The organism is Arcticibacterium sp., assembly GCF_055134445.1.
Genome location: NZ_JBSRVI010000176.1, coordinates 31,288 through 52,154, shown reverse-complemented (window position 1 = coordinate 52,154; position 20,867 = coordinate 31,288). Strand labels below are relative to the sequence as shown.

21 protein-coding genes are annotated in these 20,867 nt (G+C 39.0%); 10 read left to right on the top strand and 11 right to left on the bottom strand.

Annotated features, from left to right (window positions below):
• Nucleotides 1-147 precede the first annotated feature (147 nt).
• On the top strand, nt 148-3,084 hold the full coding sequence (locus tag ACTBZY_RS23405; protein WP_463048826.1) for a DEAD/DEAH box helicase: 2,937 nt from the start codon (nt 148-150) through the stop codon (nt 3,082-3,084).
• A gap of 144 nt (nt 3,085-3,228) precedes the next feature.
• Entirely contained in the window at nt 3,229-3,822 is a 594-nt protein-coding gene (locus tag ACTBZY_RS23400) for an SET domain-containing protein (protein ID WP_463048825.1), read from the top strand.
• Between the two features lie 54 nt (nt 3,823-3,876).
• Here ACTBZY_RS23400 and ACTBZY_RS23395 read toward each other — a convergent pair whose 3' ends face one another.
• The 4 genes from ACTBZY_RS23395 to gltX form a co-directional block, all read right to left on the bottom strand.
• Nucleotides 3,877-4,731, bottom strand: coding sequence for a sugar phosphate isomerase/epimerase family protein (locus ACTBZY_RS23395; protein WP_463048824.1), 855 nt, complete (start codon nt 4,729-4,731; stop codon nt 3,877-3,879).
• Between the two features lie 73 nt (nt 4,732-4,804).
• Nucleotides 4,805-5,584: a TIGR00266 family protein gene (locus tag ACTBZY_RS23390; protein ID WP_463048823.1), complete on the bottom strand. Its 780-nt coding sequence runs from the start codon at nt 5,582-5,584 to the stop codon at nt 4,805-4,807.
• Nucleotides 5,581-5,775 (bottom strand): hypothetical protein, encoded by a 195-nt coding sequence (locus ACTBZY_RS23385; protein ID WP_463048822.1) that lies wholly within the window; start codon nt 5,773-5,775, stop codon nt 5,581-5,583. Before ACTBZY_RS23385 ends, ACTBZY_RS23390 begins: the two co-directional genes overlap by 4 nt.
• A 278-nt stretch (nt 5,776-6,053) precedes the next feature.
• Entirely contained in the window at nt 6,054-7,553 is a 1,500-nt protein-coding gene (gene gltX, locus ACTBZY_RS23380) for a glutamate--tRNA ligase (RefSeq protein WP_463048821.1), read from the bottom strand.
• 298 nt (nt 7,554-7,851) lie between these two features.
• Between gltX and ACTBZY_RS23375 the strand changes: the two genes are divergently transcribed.
• The 7 genes from ACTBZY_RS23375 to ACTBZY_RS23345 all read left to right on the top strand — a co-directional run bounded on the left by ACTBZY_RS23375 (nt 7,852) and on the right by ACTBZY_RS23345 (nt 13,666).
• Nucleotides 7,852-9,291, top strand: a complete 1,440-nt coding sequence (locus ACTBZY_RS23375; RefSeq protein WP_463048820.1) for a sulfatase family protein — start codon at nt 7,852-7,854, stop codon at nt 9,289-9,291.
• 150 nt (nt 9,292-9,441) lie between these two features.
• Nucleotides 9,442-10,149 carry an SDR family oxidoreductase gene (locus ACTBZY_RS23370; protein ID WP_463048819.1) on the top strand — a complete coding sequence of 236 codons (708 nt, stop codon included), beginning with the start codon at nt 9,442-9,444 and terminating at the stop codon, nt 10,147-10,149.
• Nucleotides 10,150-10,399: 250 nt separating this feature from the next.
• Nucleotides 10,400-11,578 (top strand): cation:proton antiporter, encoded by a 1,179-nt coding sequence (locus ACTBZY_RS23365; RefSeq protein WP_463048817.1) that lies wholly within the window; start codon nt 10,400-10,402, stop codon nt 11,576-11,578.
• A 54-nt stretch (nt 11,579-11,632) separates the two neighbouring features.
• Nucleotides 11,633-12,043, top strand: coding sequence for a hypothetical protein (locus ACTBZY_RS23360; RefSeq protein WP_463048816.1), 411 nt, complete (start codon nt 11,633-11,635; stop codon nt 12,041-12,043).
• A 16-nt stretch (nt 12,044-12,059) separates the two neighbouring features.
• Complete coding sequence (locus ACTBZY_RS23355; RefSeq protein ID WP_463048815.1) at nt 12,060-12,410, top strand: hypothetical protein; 351 nt, start codon at nt 12,060-12,062, stop codon at nt 12,408-12,410.
• A 20-nt stretch (nt 12,411-12,430) separates the two neighbouring features.
• Nucleotides 12,431-12,727: a hypothetical protein gene (locus ACTBZY_RS23350; RefSeq protein ID WP_463048814.1), complete on the top strand. Its 297-nt coding sequence runs from the start codon at nt 12,431-12,433 to the stop codon at nt 12,725-12,727.
• A 159-nt stretch (nt 12,728-12,886) separates the two neighbouring features.
• Nucleotides 12,887-13,666, top strand: a complete 780-nt coding sequence (locus ACTBZY_RS23345) for an SDR family oxidoreductase (protein ID WP_463048813.1) — start codon at nt 12,887-12,889, stop codon at nt 13,664-13,666.
• Nucleotides 13,667-13,731: 65 nt separating this feature from the next.
• Here ACTBZY_RS23345 and ACTBZY_RS23340 read toward each other — a convergent pair whose 3' ends face one another.
• The 3 genes from ACTBZY_RS23340 to ACTBZY_RS23330 all read right to left on the bottom strand — a co-directional run bounded on the left by ACTBZY_RS23340 (nt 13,732) and on the right by ACTBZY_RS23330 (nt 15,989).
• Nucleotides 13,732-14,397 (bottom strand): alpha-ketoglutarate-dependent dioxygenase AlkB family protein, encoded by a 666-nt coding sequence (locus ACTBZY_RS23340; protein ID WP_463048812.1) that lies wholly within the window; start codon nt 14,395-14,397, stop codon nt 13,732-13,734.
• 137 nt (nt 14,398-14,534) lie between these two features.
• Entirely contained in the window at nt 14,535-15,389 is an 855-nt protein-coding gene (locus ACTBZY_RS23335; protein WP_463048811.1) for a bifunctional helix-turn-helix domain-containing protein/methylated-DNA--[protein]-cysteine S-methyltransferase, read from the bottom strand.
• Nucleotides 15,390-15,446: 57 nt separating this feature from the next.
• Nucleotides 15,447-15,989, bottom strand: coding sequence for a mechanosensitive ion channel domain-containing protein (locus ACTBZY_RS23330; RefSeq protein ID WP_463048810.1), 543 nt, complete (start codon nt 15,987-15,989; stop codon nt 15,447-15,449).
• 107 nt (nt 15,990-16,096) lie between these two features.
• On the opposite strand from ACTBZY_RS23330, the gene ACTBZY_RS23325 reads away from it, so the two are divergent.
• Nucleotides 16,097-16,654: a thioredoxin family protein gene (locus ACTBZY_RS23325; RefSeq protein ID WP_463048809.1), complete on the top strand. Its 558-nt coding sequence runs from the start codon at nt 16,097-16,099 to the stop codon at nt 16,652-16,654.
• Between the two features lie 61 nt (nt 16,655-16,715).
• Here ACTBZY_RS23325 and ACTBZY_RS23320 read toward each other — a convergent pair whose 3' ends face one another.
• The 4 genes from ACTBZY_RS23320 to ACTBZY_RS23305 form a co-directional block, all read right to left on the bottom strand.
• Nucleotides 16,716-17,174: an FKBP-type peptidyl-prolyl cis-trans isomerase gene (locus ACTBZY_RS23320; RefSeq protein ID WP_463048808.1), complete on the bottom strand. Its 459-nt coding sequence runs from the start codon at nt 17,172-17,174 to the stop codon at nt 16,716-16,718.
• 98 nt (nt 17,175-17,272) lie between these two features.
• Nucleotides 17,273-17,926 (bottom strand): gluconate 2-dehydrogenase subunit 3 family protein, encoded by a 654-nt coding sequence (locus tag ACTBZY_RS23315; RefSeq protein ID WP_463048807.1) that lies wholly within the window; start codon nt 17,924-17,926, stop codon nt 17,273-17,275.
• A 35-nt stretch (nt 17,927-17,961) separates the two neighbouring features.
• Nucleotides 17,962-19,707 (bottom strand): GMC family oxidoreductase, encoded by a 1,746-nt coding sequence (locus tag ACTBZY_RS23310; RefSeq protein WP_463048806.1) that lies wholly within the window; start codon nt 19,705-19,707, stop codon nt 17,962-17,964.
• A gap of 59 nt (nt 19,708-19,766) precedes the next feature.
• Nucleotides 19,767-20,864 (bottom strand): DNA polymerase III subunit, encoded by a 1,098-nt coding sequence (locus ACTBZY_RS23305; protein WP_463048805.1) that lies wholly within the window; start codon nt 20,862-20,864, stop codon nt 19,767-19,769.
• Nucleotides 20,865-20,867: the final 3 nt, after the last annotated feature.

Sequence of the window (20,867 nt, the reverse complement as noted above, 5' to 3'; positions counted from 1 at the left end):
ATATGACATCAATTCCATCCGCTTACAATCTTATAAAATTCAACTGTTGATAAGTTTATTTGCCCACCGAGGCGTTGCTGATTAATTTCGGAGTTTATAAAACCATCAAATGAGGTTTAATCTGTTTTAAACCTAGCTTTTTTGATAATGAAGGTATCTACCTCTGAGCCATTTAAAATGGTTTACTCTCTTTACCAGCATCAGTACCTCGGGTATCTTTTTGAATCCTTTGTGGTTCAGTTAGACCATAGAGAACAGCTGACTTTTGCTCATCAAAATGTTTCCTCCAAAAACATCAAAGAATTCTCCGTCGGGATAGATGATGTAGACATAGAATTAGTAAAACTGATGGATGCTATTCATCAAGATACAATTTTATTAAAGTTCAACCCCAAGAGACTTAAACCGTTCGATTACTTCACCAAGGTATATGCTGGAGAAAGGCCCGATTTGGGGATGCAAGCGGCTATAGAAGAATATCTGAATAAATACAGATCTCTTATTCTTCCAAAGCTCGTAGGTAAAAGATTCTTCATCATGGGAGAAGATGGCGACCCAACCAGGCAAGAAGTGCAGGTAATGGGTGAAAAAACCAAAGTCTTCATGAACTTTGATCGTAAGGAAGACCATACCATCTATTTCCCAGTACTAAAATGTGCTGGCGAAAAAGTCAGATTACAACATGTTGGGGCTCAAATGCTCAGCGATTCGCCTGCCTTTCTTTTAAGCGAAAACAGACTTTACTATTTCGACAAACATATTGATGGCAAAAAACTCCGCCCATTCTTTGACAAAAACAACATAAGAATAGAGCGAAGAATTGAAAAAACTTATTTCCGCAAATTTGTAGGTCCGCTGATAGCCCATTTTAATGTTTTTGGGCATGGAGAAGGTTTTGTCATTAAAGACGAAAATGCTCCCGCTTCACCGGTATTACTCATCAGTGAAGTGGGTGGAACAAAAAACCAGCCCCTATCCCTTTTTGATACACCAGCGAAAGCCTTGGATTCACCGGAAAAAATAAACTTTGACCTTAGTTTTACTTATGGCGACTCTACTTTTAGGTTTGACAGCCTAGCGGCCAATGCTTATGTAAGGGTGGAAGAAGTAGGCGACGGATGGGTTTTTCATAAGGTCAGGAGAAATCTTGAATTTGAAAAAGAGATTATTAATACCATAAGAGAGCTCGGTCAGGACTTAGTTCATGGCAGAAAAACCGTGATTAAAAACGAAGGTTTTACATGGCTTCAAAAAAATGCCATACAACTGGAAGAAGCCGGTATAAATATAAAACAAGCGGAAAACTCTGAGAAAAAATACCACCTAGGTACTTCTTCCATAGAAGTAAGCATTGAGGAAAACAGCGATTGGTTCGATATTAAAACAAAAGTCCAATTTGGTTCTTTTGAAGTACCGTTTCTTAAATTACGAGAGCTGGTATTGGCTAATATTAGAGAATTTAGATTGCCAAACGGTCATATTGCCGTTATTCCCGAAGAATGGTTTATCAGATATCACGAGCTATTTACGCTTACAGACATCGGAGAAAACGACGAACTTATACTTAAGAAACACCATCTTAATTTAGTTCAAAATCTGGAAGAAGAAGGTTTAGCCAACACTGTTATTGGAAGAAAACTTCAAGGTCTAAATAATTTTGAAGAAATAAAGTCATATAACATCTCTCCAGGTTTTCAAGGAGAATTAAGGCCTTATCAAAAAGCTGGCTACGATTGGATTAATTTCTTAAGAGACTTTAATTTAGGTGGCTGCCTAGCCGATGACATGGGTTTAGGTAAAACGGTGATGACCTTAGCTTTTTTACAATCGCTAAAAGACGATGGCGTAAAGAATCCTACGCTTCTGGTAATGCCTACTTCTCTTATTTATAATTGGCAAAAAGAAGCCGAGCGATTTACCCCAGAACTAAAATTACTTGTACATACGGGAGGACAAAGAATAAAAAAAACAGAGCATTTTGCAGATTATGACTTGATTCTTACTTCCTATGGAGTCTTAAGACTTGACATCAAATTTATGGAAAAGTTTAGGTTTGAATATGTCATTTTGGACGAATCTCAGGCCATTAAAAACCCAACTTCCAATATTTCTAAATCTGTCAGGCTTTTAAACTGCCGAAATAGACTCATTCTTACGGGTACACCTCTGGAAAACAGCACCATGGATCTCTGGAGTCAGATGACCTTCATTAACCCAGGGCTACTAGGATCGCAGGCATTTTTTAAAGAAAACTACCAATTACCCATAGAAAAAAAGAGGGACGAAGAAGCTTCCAAGAGGCTTTATAGCAAGATAAAACCCTTCATGCTTCGGAGGCATAAGTCTCAAGTAGCTACAGAGCTTCCTGAGAAAATAGAAAGCGTACAATACTGTGACATGTCTGAGGCTCAGGAAAAACTCTATGAGGAAACCAAGGCGTATTACCGTAATATGATTATTGACCATATTCAAGAAAAGGGTATTAATAAATCTCAGTTGGTGGTACTTCAGGGACTTTCTAAACTGCGTCAAATGGCTAACAATCCACTGATGGTGGATCCAGAATATGCTGGAGACTCAGGAAAAGACTCCGATGTTATCCATAAACTCAAAAGCATTATAGAAAGTGGCTCAAAGGTTTTGATATTTAGTCAGTTCGTAAAACATCTAACTATCATCAGAAAATACTTAAATGACAATAAAATCAGCCATTCTTACCTAGATGGAGCTACCAAAAACCGAGAAGCGGAAGTAAACAAATTCCAAAACGACGACAGTATTAAAGTCTTCTTAATATCTCTGAAAGCTGGTGGAGTGGGCTTAAATCTTACAGCCGCAGAATATGTATTTTTGCTAGACCCATGGTGGAACCCTGCCATAGAAGCTCAGGCCGTAGATAGAGCCCACAGGATAGGTCAGAAAAATACCGTTTTCACCTATAAGTTTATAAGCCGAAATACCGTAGAAGAGAAGATTTTAGCTCTCCAAAATAAGAAAAAGAGATTATTTGACGAACTCATAACCACAGAAGAAACATTCATGAAATCTCTAAGTCAGAATGATATTCTGAATTTGCTGGACTAGCCCTTTAGAATCAGAATATAATTTGGATTAATTGTATTCCTGCTTTAGCTTTAGAGCCTACAATTCTTAAAGAATGTTTTGATTTTTGAATCGAATTAATACGTAAAATTGTGTCTAAATATTGACAATAATTTAAAGGTTAAAATGATTCATCCTCATACAAAATTAGTTTTCGTAAGCGAACAAATTGGATACGGTGTTTTTGCCACAAGATTCATCCCAAAAGGTACCATCACCTACGTTAAAGACACCCTAGAAATATGTATTTCTGACCTTGATTATCAAAGGCACAGCCCAGATGTTCAGGCGATTATAGAGAAATACTCTTACCGCGACCAATTTGGAGAAAGAATTGTAAGTTGGGATTTTGCCAAATACGTAAATCACTGCTGCAACTGCAATACCATCAGTACAGGATATGGTTTTGAAATAGCCATAAGAGACATCTTTCCAGAAGAACAAATTACAGATGAATATGGCATTTTTAACCTAACAGAAGAAATGGAACTGAGCTGTGGAGAAACCTGCTGTAGAAAAAAGATTTCACCAGATGACTTCCTGAAGTATCATGAAGAGTGGGACTCAAAAATCAAGCAATCTATCTCGCATCTTTTTGATGTTGAACAACCGCTTATTTCGCTCTTGGATGAAGATACCAAACAAGATTTAGAACTATTAAAGGCAGAACCTGAACGTTATAAATCTGTTGCCCACCTTATGCTCAAAACTGCTGCATAAAAAAATCCCAGAAGGCTCAACTTCTGGGATTTTTCGTGTAAAGATGTCGGCCAATTAGAACACTAATTTTTTCATAAAAGAGGCATCATTTGACATACTGGTAAGGCTATCTTTCGGATACTGCTCTTGCTCTACCAAATAGTATTTCATGCCATTATCTTTGGCTACTCTTAAGAGTTTCTGGTAATCTATTACGCCGTCTGCCAAATCTGTCTGAACTGGTCTTTTTTCACCTTCTCTAGGTTCTATTGAAATTAACTGTTTGACATGGCAAAGTTCATATCTTTTCCCGTGCTGTTTTAAATGAGCCATGGTATTTTCTCCTGCTGCCTCGGACCAGCACATATCCAACTCAAAACAAACTTTTTCAGGGTCTGTGTTTTCTAAAAGAACATTCTGCCCTTTCATTCCACTTACAAAAGCAAAAGAATAAGAGTGATTATGATACCCAAACTTCACACCATGCTTATTACAAATGTCGCCAGCTTCATTGAAATTCTGAGCTACCCTCTTCCAAGCATCCATATTTGGCTGCATGCCTATAAAAGGACACATGACATACTTTAAACCAGCTTCTGCGGCGTTGGCTGCCAACTCGTCTGTAATGCCATCCATGCCCATATGCGTGCTAATCATTTTCACACCCATATCCTTCAAGAAGCCCTTACATTCTTTAGGGCTCATCCCCCAAAATGGGTCTGCCGAATAACTTTCAAAAAGTTTATAGCCCATATCCGCCAATTTGGTCATAGTGCCTTTGGCGTCTTTTGGCATAAGGTCACGCACACTGTACAACTGGCATCCAAAACTCTTTACAGTTCCGGCATTTGAATTTGCCAGCATATTGCCAGACATCATGGCTAGGCCTAAAGCGGCACTACCTTTAGCTATAAAATCTCTTCTTTTCATTGGAATTTTCAGGGTTTACTTTTATTCAGATTAGCTATTGCTTATCACTTCAATAAAGATATTGAATCTTTGCTTACCTCTCAAAAATATCCGTAATACCGCCTAAAACAGAGCCACTTTCTTTATTGGAATTTCCACCTGAAGGAGACAAACGTCTAATTAATTTAGAGATTGGTAAGGACTGAATCCAAACTTTTCCTGTACCCGAAAGGGTGGCTAAAAACATTCCCTCACCACCAAAAACCATAGATTTCAATCCACCAGCACGCTGAATATCGAAGCTCAATTGAGGTTCGTAACCCACAACACAGCCCGTATCTATTCTAAGGGTTTCATTATTAAGCGTACGCTCCATCACTACACCCCCAGAGTGAATAAAGGCCAATCCGTCCCCCTGAATTTTCTCCAGAATAAAACCTTCGCCGCCGAAAAGACCCGCACCAAAACGCTTATTAAAATGAATAGAAATTTGAGTTCCCATGGCCGCACATAAGAAAGCGTCTTTTTGTACTATCAGGGAATTCCCGTTTATCTGAGACAAATCCACCGCCTTTATAGTACCAGGATAAGGTGCTGCAAAAGCCACCTTTCTTTTACCGTGCCCTCTGTTGGTAAAGTGTGTCATAAAAAGAGATTCGCCCATCAAAACCCTACTTCCTGCTTTAAAAAGCTTGCCTAAAATGCTTTCATTGGCATTGCTACCATCTCCCATTTTAGTTTCAAACTGAATGCCGTCTTCCATAAAAAGCATGCTTCCAGCTTCAGCGATAACGGTTTCGCTTGGGTCTAATTCGATCTGAACGACTTGGATATCTTCACCCAAGATCTCATAATCTATTTCATGACTTCTCATTTCTTCTTGCTTTTTGGAGGTTCCAGATCTTTTAGTTTTTTGTCGTCCACGTTGTCGTTTAAAAAATTATTAATTTTCTCTACATCGTATGACATCTGAATTTCACCAAAGGTGTTGATTTTGATATCGAAACCATCAAGGTCTTTGTGCACCTTTGGCTTATCGTCGTTTAATTCTTTTTTCTTTCCCATAATCTTGTTTTGAATAATGTTAAGACTAAAATATAAAAAAACTCACCGACATAACATAAATTATGATGGTGAGTTCCTTTTGGTTGATGAGTGGGAAATTATATCCCGAATTATTTTAAAACTCGAACTAGAGCCGTATTTGTCATTATCCTAACAGTACGGGCATTCATTGTTATTGCAAAAAATCGAGAGTCATTCCTCCAAAAAAAGCTACAAAATTTATTCTCGATCTATCAAACAGCAAATTATGATATAAGGATTTATTCTACTTTCTGTTTTTAAGCTCCTAGTTTATCCAATGCAGTCTGAATTCTTTCGACTACCTCTTCTTTGCCTAAAATTTCTAACATCAGCATCAAATCTGGACCTTTTCCTTCTCCCGTTAAAGCTAACCTTAGTGCTTGCATTACTTTACCTGGCTTGATTTCTTTGGCGGCTAAGCCTTCCCAAAGCGTATTATGAATCGCTTCTGACTTAAAGTCTGCCACTGACATACCGTTCACTAATGCTATAATTACAGGCATTCCTTGCTTCGCTATATCATTCCAAGCTTTGCTAGCCACTTGCTCATCAAAAACAGAAGGAGCTTCAAAAAGGTAAGGAACTAGCGTCACTATTTCTTCCACAAAAGTGACTCTATCTTTATTTAACTTGACCAAGTTAGCGGCCAAACTTTCATCATTCAGCTTTTCGTTTACCTTGGCTATCAAATCGGCATCATTCATCTCTTTAATGTAAAGCTGATTAAACCATTTGGCTTTAGCCACATCAAAACGAGCACCTGATTTATTAATTCTATCTAAAGAAAAGGCTTGAACCAGTTCATCCAAACTGAAAACTTCTTGCTCTGTCCCTGGGTTCCAACCTAATAAAGCCAAGAAATTCAGTACAGCCTCTGGCAAATAGCCATCTTCTCTAAATCCTCTAGAAACCTCTCCTTTTCCATCATTATACTCCGTAGGGAATACAGGAAAGTCACCTAAATCACCATCTCTTTTACTTAATTTTCCTGGACCTTCTGGTTTAAGTAATAATGGTAAGTGAGCAAATTTAGGATGCTCCCAACCAAATGCTTTATAAAGTAAAATATGAAGTGGTGCAGATGGCAACCACTCCTCTCCTCTAATAACATGGGTGATTCTCATTTCATGATCATCCACAATATTGGCCAAATGGTAAGTAGGCATACCGTCGGCTTTTAAAAGCACCTTATCGTCTATGGTAGAAGAATGCACTACCACCCAGTCTCGAATGGCATCCTGAAAACGAATTTCTTCTTTCAAGGGCACCATAAGACGTATAACATAAGGAGTACCACTATCAATCAATGCTTTGCTAGCTTCAGCCCCAAGGGTAATTGAATTTCTCATCTTCATTCGAGTAACCGAATTATAAGATGGGTTATCCACTTTTGCATCTTCCAATTCTTTACGCATTTCGGCCAGCTCTTCCGCCGTGTCAAATGCATAGTATGCTTTACCAGAATCTATTAATATCTGAGCGTGTTTTTGGTAAAGGTCTTTTCTTTCAGACTGTCGGTACGGAGCATCTGGGCCTTCTTTTGGACCTTCGTCAAAGTTTATTCCTAACCAAGCCAAGCTCTCAACAATGTACTCTTCTGCACCTTCCACATATCTTGCTTGGTCGGTATCTTCTATTCTAAGGATAAGCTGACCACCATTTTTCTTGGCAAAAAGATAATTATAAAGGGCTGTTCTTACGCCACCAATATGAAGTGGGCCTGTAGGACTTGGAGCAAAACGTACGCGTACTGACATCTATTTTCTTGATAATTTTTGGGCTGCAAAAGTACGTATTTTTTAGCTTATTATTTTAAGACTCCTGTTAATCAAAAGCTAAATTCTGCAAGAACAGAATCATACGTAACAAGGTCTCGATGAATCATCGAATCATTCTATCCTCGCAACATTGAAACATTCCATCATTGAGCTTTGAATTATTCTATTCATTACATCATTGTATCATCGTTGAGCGATTGAATCATTGACCAAGTTAAAACTTCCATATCAACTTCTCCTTGCTTAAATTGCCACATACTTCAACCAAACCCAAAAAATGAAAAAACTTCTTTTCTTACTTCCCATCGCATGTTTACTTCAGAGTGCGGTTTCATTCAAAGCTCCAAAAACACCGAATATTGTCCTGATTTTTATGGACGACATGGGCTATGGTGACCTCAGTTGTTACGGTGCCAGCACTTATCGCACCCCAAACATTGACCGCTTAGCGGCAGAAGGCATTCGATTTACTAATTTCTTGAGTGCTCAGGCCGTTTGCTCTGCATCGAGAGCGGGCTTAATGACTGGGACATATCCCAATAGAATAGGCGTTTCAGGAGCGTTTTTCCCCAATGCTGGTGTAGGAATAGCCGACCAAGAGACGACTATGGCAGAAATGCTAAAACAAAAAGGCTACGCCACTGCAATTTTTGGTAAATGGCATCTAGGACATGAAAAACAGTTTTTGCCTTTGCAACACGGTTTTGACGAATACACAGGCTTAGCCTACTCTAATGACATGTGGCCAATTTGGTATAATGGAAAACATGAGACAGGAACTTTTAAGGAACACTGGCCTACGCTCCATTTGATAGAAGGAAACGAAGAAGTTAAAGCGATAGAAACCTTGGAAGCTCAGGCAGAGCTAACCACCCTTTACACTGAGAAGGCGACCGATTTCATCAAAAGAAATGCTAAAAAGCCATTTTTCCTATATGTACCGCACACCATGCCGCACGTGCCCATAGACGTATCTTCTAAATTTAAAGGTAAAAGTGGTCAGGGTTTGTATGCCGACTTAATGATGGAAATCGACTGGTCGGTAGGTGAAATAATGAAGGAATTAAAAACTCAAGGATTGGACGATAACACCTTGGTGATTTTCACGAGCGATAATGGTCCATGGATAAATTACGGGAACCATGCAGGATCTACCGGTGGCTTGAGAGAAGGAAAAGGCGTGAGTTACGAAGGCGGTCAAAGAGTTCCAGGCATCATGAGATGGAAAGGTCAAGTGCCTGCCGGAATGATATGTAATCAACTAAGCTCTACCATTGACATTTTCCCTACCCTTGCTTCAATAACGGGAGCCTCACTTCCGAAGCACAAGATTGACGGCGTCAACTTATCTGAAATTCTAGCGGGAAATATGGACGCTAAACCTAGAGAATTCTTTGCGTACTATTATCGTAAAAATAATCTAGAGGCAGTGAGAAAAGACCATTGGAAGTTGGTTTTACCACATACAGGAAGAACTTACGAGGGATTTTTACCTGGCAATGACGGCTACCCAGGACCAAACACAGAGCAACATGAAGAACCTCTAGCTCTCTATGACTTAAGAAGAGATGCTGGAGAAGAATACGACGTACAGCGACAGCACCCAGAAATAGTGAAAGAACTACAAGCGTATGCCGAAAAAGTAAGGGCGGACTTGGGTGATGAAATTACCGGCATAGAAGGAAGTGGGAGAAGGCCATTAGGGAAATTGAGGTAATCTCAATATTGGATATTTGTTTTTAGATATTAGGTTTAATGTTAGCCTTTCGAACTTTGCTAACTGCTAATCACTAATCGCAGTCAAAAGGAACTAATATCAAATATCTGTTATTCTAATATAACTAGACATTAATACTCACAAACAATTATGATGAAAACAGCACTTATAACAGGCGGAAGTAAAGGAATAGGATACGGCGTGGCCGAAAAACTAATCAATGACGGCATCAAAGTAGCCATCACCGCCAGAACGGAAACAGATGTAAAAGAAGCTACTGAAGCTCTAAACAAGATAAAAGAAGGATTTGCTATTGGTATAGTTTCTGATGTAAAAGATTTAGCTTCTCAGGAGGCGGCTGTGAAACAAGTTTTAGACACTTGGGGACAGCTAGATTATTTTATTGCAAATGCAGGTGTAGGACATTTTGCTCCAATCCAAGAAATGACTGCCGAACAATGGCAAGAAACCATTGACATTAACCTTACGGGTTTATTTTTCTCCGCCAAAGCCAGCTTGGATGCTTTAAAAGCTACCAAAGGATATTTCATTACCATTTCCAGTTTAGCTGGAACAAATTTCTTTGCTCAAGGAGCAGCATATAATGCTTCAAAATTTGGAGCGGTTGGTTTCTCCCAAGCTATGATGATGGATGTAAGAAATGACGATATTAAAGTAACTACCATTATGCCGGGTTCTGTGTCTACGTACTTTGCGGGTCATACACCATCTGAGGCAGATGCATGGAAAATACAGCCAGAAGATATTGGTCAAATTGTTTCTGACCTAATCAAAATGCCAGCTAGAACACTGCCGAGTAAGATTGAAGTTAGGCCAAGTAAGACTGCTAAGGGGTAGAATCCACTTTGGATTGCTTAAACCCTCCATTTTCTGAGTCTCGGTCAGTGGGACTCAGAAAATTTTGAAACTCTAAGACTATTCTCGATAAGTAGCTTCAGTTGAACCGACCTAAGAAACAACCTCTATTTAAGCAAAAAGACAAACGCTCTAAGACAAAAGAATACGTTATTACTATACAATCGTAGCTATTTTGTATTTAATTCAAGTTTACATTTTCACAACAAACGAAACCTATAAATACAGATAAATGACAGCCACTATACTGATTGCGTTTTGCTCGATATTGTTGATTGCCTATTTGTTTGACATCACCTCGGCAAAAACCAAAATACCATCGGTTATATTTTTATTGCTTTTAGGCTGGGGAATCAAAGAAGTAACCATCTTCTTAGGCTTTAGCTTGGTGGACTTTTCCACACTCTTACCCGTTCTGGCCACTATTGGGTTAATCCTCATCGTTTTGGAAGGTTCCTTAGAACTAAAACTAAATTCGTCCAAGATTGGCTTGCTTAAGAAATCAGTCCTTGGTGCATTTATACCCATGATTTTACTGGCTTTCATATTAGCCTACGGCTTTCAATATTTTGGTGACTACTCTTTTAAAACTGGACTCATTAACGCCATTCCGTTATGCGTTATCAGCAGTGCCATTGCCATTCCTAGTGTTATAAACTTGGATTCAGGAGAAAAGGAATTTGTGGTTTATGAGAGTAGCTTTTCTGATATCTTAGGTATTCTATTTTTCAATTTCATTGCTTTTAACGAAACCATAGGACTTGCTTCCGTAGCCAACTTCGGACTGCATTTGTTAATCATGCTTGTGGTGTCTATCATCGGAACTATAGGCCTTTCACTTTTACTAAGCAGAATAGAGCATCATGTCAAGTTTGTTCCTATCATTCTTTTGATAGTACTGGCATATGCTGTTCTGAAATCATACCACCTTCCAGCTCTGCTCTTCATTCTTTTATTTGGTTTGGCCATAGGAAACCTTCAGCAATTCGAAAAAATAAAATGGTTTAAGAATGTTAAAACTGACAACTTAAAAAATGAGATTAAAAGGTTCGAAGAACTTACTATTGAAGGTGCTTTCTTAGTTAGATCCCTGTTTTTTATACTTTTTGGTTACATGATTAAAACCTCCGAAATCTTGAACCCAGATACGATATATTGGGCTGCTGGCATTGTGGCCATAGTATTTCTACTTCGGGCTGTTCAGCTTAAAATATCAAAGTTTGATTTAACTCCCTTGGTTTACATTGCCCCTAGAGGACTTATTACCATACTTTTGTTCATTTCTATTAAGCCTGAGAATACCATTGTTTTCGTCAATAATTCCTTGATTATTCAAATCATCATTTTGACGGCCATCATTATGGCTATTGGTCTAATGGCTAAACCCAATGCTCCAAATATTGAGGAATAAATGAGTGAGGTTTGCTTGAGTTTTTATAATTTACAGAAATAATCTCCCCGAAACATGAACCCCATTCTTAAAAATATCTTGGGCGTAGTAGCTGGCGTAATAGTAGGCAGTGCCATAAATATGGGTCTGGTGATGGCGGGCCCTATGCTTATTCCATCTCCAAACGGTACAGACATCACCACCATGGATGGCTTAATGTCTACCATGCCATTCATGCAGCCTAAACATTTTATATTTCCTTTTTTGGCTCATGCACTAGGAACGCTGGCAGGAGCTTTTGTTACCGCCAAAATAGCCGCTACTCGTCAGACTCAAATGGCCATGACCATCGGTTTTTTCTTTCTCATTGGCGGTGTCATGAATATTCAAATGCTGCCGGGTTCGCCTATGTGGTTTAATGCTTTAGACGTAGTTCTAGCTTATTTGCCTATGGCTTGGATCGGTGCGAAATTGGCCAAGAAATAAACTTATTTCTTAAAGCATGCCAAAAGTCACTTACCAAGTTTACGTCATAGAATTAAACAAAAAGGTATTTACACTAAACGCTAAGTTTCGTGAAGCCAATCCTCAGTTCAATGGTGTGCTGGAATGTTTATATGTAGGTATGACTAGCAAAACACCCAAAGAGCGATTTCTTCAACATAAAACGGGCTTTCGAAACAAAAAGGGGCACAAACTATCAGCCAACATTGTTCAGAAATACGGCATGTATCTTAGGCCAAGCCTTTACAATCATATTGAGCCTGTAAATACACGTGCCGAAGCTTTGAAGCTTGAAGAAAATGTAGCTTTGAACTTAAGGAGAGAGCGGTATGCGGTTTGGTTTAATTAGCATCTTATAAATTAAAACTTATGTACAAAGACATCATTACCTACGAATTAGCAGAAAACGTTTCTGAAGAGCAGCTCTTAAAAGTGGCAGGACAAATAGTGAACGACTGGATGAAAATGCAGCCGGGTTTTATCCAATGGGAAATTAATACCAATAGCAATGGTAGCTATACCGACATCGTTTCTTGGGAGTCTAAAGACGCCGCAAAAGCTGCCGAAAAAGATATGGTGAATATCCCAAACGCTGGTGACTGGTATGCTTGTTACAAAGAAGGGAGTATTTCTAGTCAAAATTTAACATCGTTGGTGATATTTTAATTTACTCCTCTGTCAGCTCGAGCGATAGTCGAGAACCTATTACTTGGAATTGGCGAGACTGTTCTCGCCTACGCTCGAACTGAAAAGATTCATGGGTTCAAACTCGTAATGGAGTAAATAAAACTACCATTCCTCAAATCGAATTCGTAATTTCCCGCCATGAATTTGAATCTGAAAAATAAGTACGCTTTGGTCTGTGGTAGTTCAGACGGAATTGGTTGGTCATCGGCCGTAGAATTGGCAAAAATGGGAGCCAATGTTTGGTTGTTTGCTCGTAATAAAGAGAAGCTAAAACAAAAAGTTGCTCTTTTAGATATTTCTAAAGGACAAAAGCATAGATTTCTAGTAGCAGACTTTACAGACAGAAAAAGTGTGGAAGCCGCATTGGCTACTAATAAATGTCAGTTTCATATTTTAGTAAACAATACTGGCGGTCCGAGTGGCGGAGCTATTTTAGAAGAAGCCCCAGAGAAGTTTCAAGAGACTTTTGAGCAACATCTCGTTATCAACCAAATTATTACTCAGGCCGTAGTTCCTTTCATGAAAGCCGAGAAGTTTGGTAGGATTATCAACATTATCTCTATTTCTGTAAAACAGCCTATCATAGGCTTGGGTGTTTCAAATACCATACGTTGGGCAGTGGCGGCATGGGCCAAAACTTTATCAAAGGAATTAAGTCATACCGGCATCACGGTCAATAATGTTTTACCTGGCTACACCAAAACGGGTAGACTAGCTCAAGTAAATGAAATGCGTGCTAAAAATGAAAACAAATCCATTGAAAAATTAGAGCAAGAAATGGAAGCTAATGTTCCTTCTGGGCGTTTTGCGACACCTGAAGAAGTAGCCGCTGCAGTGGCGTTTTTAGCCTCTCCGGCAGCTTTCTCTATCAATGGCGTGAATTTGCCAGTGGATGGTGGTTTGGCGGCTACGCTATAAGTTTATATTAGGTATTTGTTTCGAATCGGTCATATGCCAGTCGACCTGCAGGTGTTATAGGAGATTTAGACAATCTCCATACATCGAAAGGTCAAATTAACCCTTGGGGTTTTAATTTTCTTGGATTTAGGCAAGGCGTGATGCCAGTACGTTTGCGTATTACCCGCCATGACCAAAAGGCTGCCTGATTCCAAGAATATTTGAACTTTCTCTTTGGTAGCAATATGCCTCAAATCAAACCTTCTTTCTGCTCCAAAACTCATAGACGCTATTGGAGCGTTTAAGACTAAGGTTTTCTCGTCGTCCCGGTGCCATCCCATCCCTTCGTCACCATCGTGATAAAGATTCAGCAAACATGAATTAAATTCCACACCACATTTTGCTTCCGCTAGCTGTTTCAAAGTCAATAATTCTGGCGTCCATCTTAGAGGCACTTTTGTGGTGTTTGAATACTGATAAGGGTAATCGCCATCGGCATACCAAGCTACTTTCCTTTTGGTGATGATATGTTTTCCGAATATGATGGCCTCGTCGTTTTTCCAAGGAATTTCTTCTAAGAAGGTTTTTAATAGCTTTGAAGCTTCTGCCTCATCTATTATTTGACCGTGGTAATTTACTATTCCTTCTTGGGGTAAAAGATTTATTAAAGTATCCGGAATTTTCATTTTAACATGGTCTAATATTAGTTCTTCATTGTACTGCCATACGGGCATTACTTTTTTGTTGGGCAAAATAATAATCAAAAAAGCCCACCCCCCATAAACTCGTACTATTAAAAGCTTAGCATTTTTTGTCACAAATAACATCGCCCTTCTTTTACCAGTACTCAGACAGTAAGGGGCGATATAAGAATTTATTGCCTCCTATTTTAATATTCTACTCCACTTTCTCTTTGAGCGGCTTCCCAGCCTATAATGGCCGTTTTTCTGTTTGGACCCCACATGTAGCCTCCGAAAACGCCGCTTGACTGAATTACTCTGTGGCATGGTATCAAAAACGCTATTGGGTTTCCACCTATTGCGGTTCCTACTGCTCTGGCAGCTTTTGGTTTATCTATTTGATGTGCTATATCACCATAGGTTGAAAGCTTACCTGCAGGAATCTTCAGTAGGGCTTCCCAAACTTTTAACTGGAAAGCTGTTCCTTTTAAATGAAGTTTTACCATATTCATTTTTGACCAATCTTCTTCAAAAACCCCTAAGGCACTTTCTTGAAAACCATCCCTCTCATTTTGGTATGCAGCATTTGGAAATCGGTCTTTCAGTTCTTCAAAAGCCGAATTACTTTCATCCGAAAACCCCATATAGCACAGTCCTTTTGAGGTAGCGGCTGTTAGCACTGGACCAAATTTAGAATTGGCGTAGGTATAATTAATGCTCAGGTTTTCACCACCGTTTTTAAACTCACCGGGAGTCATACCCTCTATATTGACAAACAAATCGTGTAACCTCCCTGTTCCAGATAAGCCTATGTCCTCTGCGGTATCTAACAAATTTTGCTTGCTAGTTTTTAAGATGGTTTTAGCATGATTTACAGATATATACTGAAGAAACTTCTTTGGTGTAACACCCGCCCACTCCTTAAAAAGTCTTTGAAAATGAAATGGACTTAAGTTGACTTTTTCCGCCACCACGTCTAAACTTGGCTGAGATTTGAAGTTTAGCTGAATGTAACCAATAGCCTCTGCTACCCTTTTGTAATTTAAGTGCTCTTGTTCGCTCATTTGATACTGCTATTATGGGAACAAAAGTAAACGCTAAGACGAGAAGAAAGAACCCGATTATTGCTCTTCTGTATCTACCTCTTTCTTTTTAAGAGGCCTATTGGTCATCTGGATGATTGGTTTCTGAATGGCGACATTATTAGGATAAGACACCAAGTCACCATCTTCTAACTTAATCTGAATAGCAAAAAAAGTTATATCCTTTACAATTCCCGTTACAGAGTTATCGCCATCTAGGATTTTTATTTTAGAGCCGATTTTAAAAGGGAAATTAAAAAATAATAAGACCGATGCCGTGATGTTACTCAGCATAGACCAAGAGGCAAAAAGAGCTACCCCAGCTACCGCAAAAAAAGATGCGAAAATTCCTTTAAACGAAACATTCCAAATAAAGCCGAATGCTAAAAGCAAAAAAGCCAGCCAAGAAATGTCAAAAAACTTATTGGCATAAATAGACCTCGCTCTATCTAAGCCATGTTTTTTTTCCTGTTTTCTAATTAAGCCTCTTGATATCACTCTTAGAACAATAAATCCCATTATGGCAATTATAGAAACCGAAAATTCAAAGAAGCGGCTATCAATTATTTTTTCAAAATCCATAACGCAAAATTAGAATATTGATTTGATAATTGAATCAAATAGACAGAAGCTTCCCATTTTATTTATTCATTTAAATGGAATCCTTATTTTTGATAAAAGAAGAATTTATGGCACGCACAGAATCAAAAATGTTGCCGATTGGCACTATCGCTCCCGACTTTACATTACCAGATACTGTGTCTGGCGAAAAACTATCTCTCAGTGATTTAAAGTCTGATGTGGCTACCGTGATTATGTTCATCTGCAATCATTGTAAATACGTAAAGCATGTGAACCCTATGATTGTAGAAATAGTGGCAAAGTTCAAACCACAAGGCGTGAAATTTGTGGGTATCAGTTCCAATGACATCGTCAATTTTCCTGAAGATGGCCCAGAAGAAATGACTAAAACAGCAAATGCCCTAAGTTATAATTTCCCTTATTTGTACGACGAATCTCAGGAAATAGCAAAGGCCTATGATGCCGCCTGCACGCCGGATTTCTATATTTTCAACAAAGACCTGAAGCTGGTTTACAGAGGGCGGCTAGATGGCTCCACCCCTGGCAATGACGTCCCGCTAACGGGTACAGACTTAAGAGGTGCTTTACGTGCAGTGGTGGCTGGAGATTATGTGTCCGAGATTCAGTACCCAAGTATGGGCTGCAATATTAAATGGAAACCCTAGATATAAGAAAACCCAAAAACTGATAATTGCTCTTGGGTTTCAATGCTTGCTCAATAAAAGTTTATTTAGCTCCTAAAATTTCTATGTCAAAAACCAAAGGAGAGTTTTTTGGAATAGAACCTTGGTTTTGATTTCCGTAGCCTAAGCTAGAAGGAAAAATAATAGTGGCTTTTTCTCCTACTCTCATTTTAGCTATTCCTTCATCAAAACCTTTTACTACCCGACCTACTCCCAGCTGAAAGCTAAAGCTACCAGCGTCAAACTCATCATCATTCAAAAGTCTTCCGGCATACTTAACGGACACTGTTTGTCCAGTAAGCAAAGCTGCACCAGTAGGATTCTCTTTAACCATAATATATACCAATCCTGAGCTTGTAGTCTCTGTTGGAATTATATTCTTTGCCTCTAAATATTGCTCTATTTGGCTTGCTTCTGAACCTGAGAAACCGTCTTTATCCTTATCACAAGAAATAAGGAATAGAGAAGAAAGTACTATTACTAAAGTGGAAATTCGTATCATTAATTTTATAAATTTTGAGAACCGCAAATATATAACAATGGTACAAGCTTTCGCCTGCACCATTGAAATTATAGCCTTTAAAAAAGATTCAACACCGCTTAATCCTTTTCTTCAGGAACATGCTTACGCCAATTATCATAGCTTAAGCCATGCTTCTTTAAAACTTCCTCTGGAGCTCCATCCCAAGAATTGGGTGTGTTTCCTCGGTAATCCAAATCTTTCACCCCTATTTCTGATGTGAAGAAACCTGTAGCTGTCAAGTCACGCATTTTATTAAAAAAAGCTACCCCTTGAGACATCTCCGGTTTTGCCTCTTGCGGATAGGCTATCTGATCCAACATCTTGGTTTTATCAGATTTAGATAATTTAATAAACTTTTTACCAAACTGCTTATTGCATTCCAGATCTAACCACATCAAACCACCTCTCATTGGAATTTGATGGTGAGGCATATCCTTCACAATAAACTCGATAAAAGCCGGTACACCAGAATCTGTGGCACTACCAGATTTACCATCTGCAGGAATAATAATATCGGCCAAAACAGCTATGGTAGCCATTTCGTGTTTATCAAAAAAGGTTTCTGCTTTGAGTTTTCGCTCATACAGAATTTCTTCTTTCAGCTGACCGTTTTTGGAGTCAGGCAGTTCTTCAATAATTTTCTTTGGTTCACGCTGGGCCATTACTTTCCCAGAAACCGCTACTCCAGCAGTTCCTAAACCTATATTTTTTAAGACATCTCTTCTTTTCATACTTTTATCATTTCAATTCTTAAATATCAAGGAAATTATAAACCACCGCTTTTAACTCCCTTCATGATATACTCAGATGCTCTCATAGAAAGAGCCAAGATAGTCCAAGTAGGATTTTTATCTGCTTGAGATACAAAAGCACCGCCATCTACCACAAATAGATTTTTAACATCATGAGCTTGGTTATAGCCATTCAATACAGATTTGCTTGGATCAGAACCCATTCTCACTGTACCCACTTCATGGATAATTTCACCTGGGTTTGCAAGGCCATAGTCTTGGCTTGCATCTGGCTTATTTCCTATTGCTATTCCTCCCATAGACTCAATAATCTGCTCAAAGGTCTCGTGCATGTGTTTGGCCTGCTTACGCTCGTAATCGCTCCACTTATAATTAAATTTCAAAACAGGAATACCCCATTTATCCACCACATTAGGGTCAATTTCACAGTAATTATCTATAGATGCCACCGCTTCACCTCTACCAGCCATATGAATCATAGAGCCATAAAACCTTCTGTAGTCGTCTTTCAAAGAAGCTCCATAACCTCCACCTCTTTTCATGTTTCCATCCCTATCCGGAAATTTGCCATTGATATTTTCCATACCAAAACCAAAACCATAGGATGGCTGTGTCATACCTCCACCGTATTCAATATGGTAACCACGAGGGAAATCCAATTTGGAGTTATCTAACCACCATGGCGAGTAAACGTGAAGCCCACCTACACCATCTTCATTATATCTTTGTCTATCTGTAAGGCCTGGCACAAAACCACTTCTAGATGCTCCTGTAGAGTCATGCAGATACTTCCCAACCACCCCAGAAGAGTTGGCTAGTCCGTTTTGGAACCTTGAAGATTTAGAATTAAGTAACAACCTAGAAGACTCGCAAGCACTGGCTGCCAAAATAACAATCTTAGCTTTAATGGTTACTTCTTCTTTTGTATGCTTATCCACATAAGAAACGCCTATTGCCTTTCCGTTTTCATCTGTCAATACCTCTCTGGCCATGGCATTATTAATCAATGTCAGGTTTCCAGTTTTGGCAGCAGGAATACATAAAACAGAACTCGCAGAGAAATCTGCATAAGCTTGGCAACCACGGTTACACTGTCGGCAATAAAAACACTGACCACGCTCATCGTTTATCGGTTTAGTCAGAATCGACAACCTAGAAGGAATAGTGGTTACGCCTATTTTTTTATTGGCCTCCATAAACATCAACTCGTGCAAACGAGGCTTTGGAGCTGGCAAGAAAATACTGTCTGGGTCGTCTTTCAAGCCTTCATAGCTCCCAAAAACGCCTACAAGTTTTTCTACCTCATCGTAATAAGGAGCCACATCTTCATAAGATATCGGCCAGTTTTCACCAAGACCATCGATATCTTTTCTTTTAAAATCCTTTGGGCCAAACCTTAGTGAGATTCTTCCCCAGTGGTTTGTCCTTCCCCCAAGCATCCTTGAGCGAAACCAATTAAATTTAGATCCGTCTTTCTGTGTGTAAGGCTCTCCTTCTAACTGCCAGCCACCCCAGGCAGCGTCAAAGTCTCCAAAGTTCCTGAACTTACTACTCGCTCCACGTCTTTCAGATTCCCATGGATTCTTTAACTGGGTGATGTATTTCGGATCTGCTGGGTCATAATATCCACCTGCTTCAAGCATGCAGACTTTGGCTCCAGCCTTGGTGAGTTGATGAGCGGCCATGCCGCCTCCTGCTCCAGAACCTACGATCAATACATCGTATTCTTTGGCAGTTTCTTTAATGTGAAAGGATTCCATTCTTTTATATGATTGAATAATTTCATCCAATCTAGGCAATTATTGCAAAAAATAAAAGATTATTTGATTAGCCTTGCCAATTGAAGAGACGTATCGAGAAAAACCATCTTTGCTCGCACGTTTCTCTCTATGTGAAAGATGCCTTCATCTATAAGCTCACACATCTTTTGGAGATTATTCACATTAAAAACTTTAGAAAAGTTCTTAACAAAGTCTAACTGGTTCTGTTGAAGTTTCACCATATTTTCGTTGCCACCTGCCATTAAGAAAATCTCTCTAAATATGGTCAATGAATATTCTAACATGTTTTTCTGCTGCTCTTTAGAAAAAGCGTCAAACTCCTCGGAATAAGCAACTAACTCCATCAAATTGAATGCATAGCAATACCGCATCCAGTTCGCAAACCATTCTTGCTCACTTCCACCGCTGGTATTTGACAATTTTAAAGCTTTGTTAAGGTTGCCATTGGCCAATAAGGCTATTTCGTTGGCTCTATTTTCTGTAACACCTTTATTTAACAAAAAGGATTTAACCTCTTCATCTTTAAATTTTGGCACTGAAAAACGCTGAACTCTAGAAAGAATAGTGGTCAATAGGGTTTGAGCATTATTGCAAACCAACAAAAAGAAAGTTTTCTCTGGTGGTTCTTCTAAAATCTTCAAAATGGCATTGGCCGTGGAGATACTTAATAACTCGGGCAACCAAATGTAAACCAACTTATATCCTCCCTCATAAGATTTAAGAGACAGGTTCTGAATCAATTTTCTAGCTTCTTCTACAGGTATATTACCTTGTTTTATCTCTATTCTCTCCAACCAATCTGTCAAATTACCATAGACATTCTCTTGTGCAAAAGAACGCCACTCCGCCATAAAGTTTTCCGACAGCACTTTTTTCCCACCAGCTGTAGGAAAAATATAAGAGACATCAGGATGTGCCAGTTTATCTATTTTAGAACATGTAGGGCATTTGCCACAAGAGTCTGTTTCTGTGGGGTTTTGACAATTGACATAGGTTCCAAAAGCCAAAGCCAGAGCCAAATTACCCGAACCTTCTGAACCATGGAATAGCTGAGCATGTGCTACATGATTTTTTTTCACAGCAGCAATCAAAGTAGCTTTTTGCTCGTCAAGGCCAATTATGTCAGAAAAACGCATGTA

Bases quoted from the DNA above. Each gene is read 5' to 3' on its own strand.
- ACTBZY_RS23355 (WP_463048815.1), top strand. From the start codon at position 12,060: ATGCCAAAAGTCACTTACCAAGTTTACGTCATAGAATTAAACAAAAAG.
- ACTBZY_RS23365 (WP_463048817.1), top strand. From the start codon at position 10,400: ATGACAGCCACTATACTGATTGCGTTTTGCTCGATATTGTTGATTGCC.
- ACTBZY_RS23315 (WP_463048807.1), bottom strand. From the start codon at position 17,926: ATGAAAAGAAGAGATGTCTTAAAAAATATAGGTTTAGGAACTGCTGGA.
- ACTBZY_RS23370 (WP_463048819.1), top strand. From the start codon at position 9,442: ATGATGAAAACAGCACTTATAACAGGCGGAAGTAAAGGAATAGGATAC.
- ACTBZY_RS23345 (WP_463048813.1), top strand. From the start codon at position 12,887: ATGAATTTGAATCTGAAAAATAAGTACGCTTTGGTCTGTGGTAGTTCA.
- ACTBZY_RS23325 (WP_463048809.1), top strand. From the start codon at position 16,097: ATGGCACGCACAGAATCAAAAATGTTGCCGATTGGCACTATCGCTCCC.
- ACTBZY_RS23385 (WP_463048822.1), bottom strand. From the start codon at position 5,775: ATGGGAAAGAAAAAAGAATTAAACGACGATAAGCCAAAGGTGCACAAA.
- ACTBZY_RS23390 (WP_463048823.1), bottom strand. From the start codon at position 5,584: ATGAGAAGTCATGAAATAGATTATGAGATCTTGGGTGAAGATATCCAA.
- gltX (WP_463048821.1), bottom strand. From the start codon at position 7,553: ATGTCAGTACGCGTACGTTTTGCTCCAAGTCCTACAGGCCCACTTCAT.
- ACTBZY_RS23405 (WP_463048826.1), top strand. From the start codon at position 148: ATGAAGGTATCTACCTCTGAGCCATTTAAAATGGTTTACTCTCTTTAC.
- ACTBZY_RS23350 (WP_463048814.1), top strand. From the start codon at position 12,431: ATGTACAAAGACATCATTACCTACGAATTAGCAGAAAACGTTTCTGAA.
- ACTBZY_RS23360 (WP_463048816.1), top strand. From the start codon at position 11,633: ATGAACCCCATTCTTAAAAATATCTTGGGCGTAGTAGCTGGCGTAATA.
- ACTBZY_RS23320 (WP_463048808.1), bottom strand. From the start codon at position 17,174: ATGATACGAATTTCCACTTTAGTAATAGTACTTTCTTCTCTATTCCTT.
- ACTBZY_RS23330 (WP_463048810.1), bottom strand. From the start codon at position 15,989: ATGGATTTTGAAAAAATAATTGATAGCCGCTTCTTTGAATTTTCGGTT.
- ACTBZY_RS23395 (WP_463048824.1), bottom strand. From the start codon at position 4,731: ATGAAAAGAAGAGATTTTATAGCTAAAGGTAGTGCCGCTTTAGGCCTA.
- ACTBZY_RS23305 (WP_463048805.1), bottom strand. From the start codon at position 20,864: ATGCGTTTTTCTGACATAATTGGCCTTGACGAGCAAAAAGCTACTTTG.
- ACTBZY_RS23310 (WP_463048806.1), bottom strand. From the start codon at position 19,707: ATGGAATCCTTTCACATTAAAGAAACTGCCAAAGAATACGATGTATTG.
- ACTBZY_RS23400 (WP_463048825.1), top strand. From the start codon at position 3,229: ATGATTCATCCTCATACAAAATTAGTTTTCGTAAGCGAACAAATTGGA.
- ACTBZY_RS23335 (WP_463048811.1), bottom strand. From the start codon at position 15,389: ATGAGCGAACAAGAGCACTTAAATTACAAAAGGGTAGCAGAGGCTATT.
- ACTBZY_RS23375 (WP_463048820.1), top strand. From the start codon at position 7,852: ATGAAAAAACTTCTTTTCTTACTTCCCATCGCATGTTTACTTCAGAGT.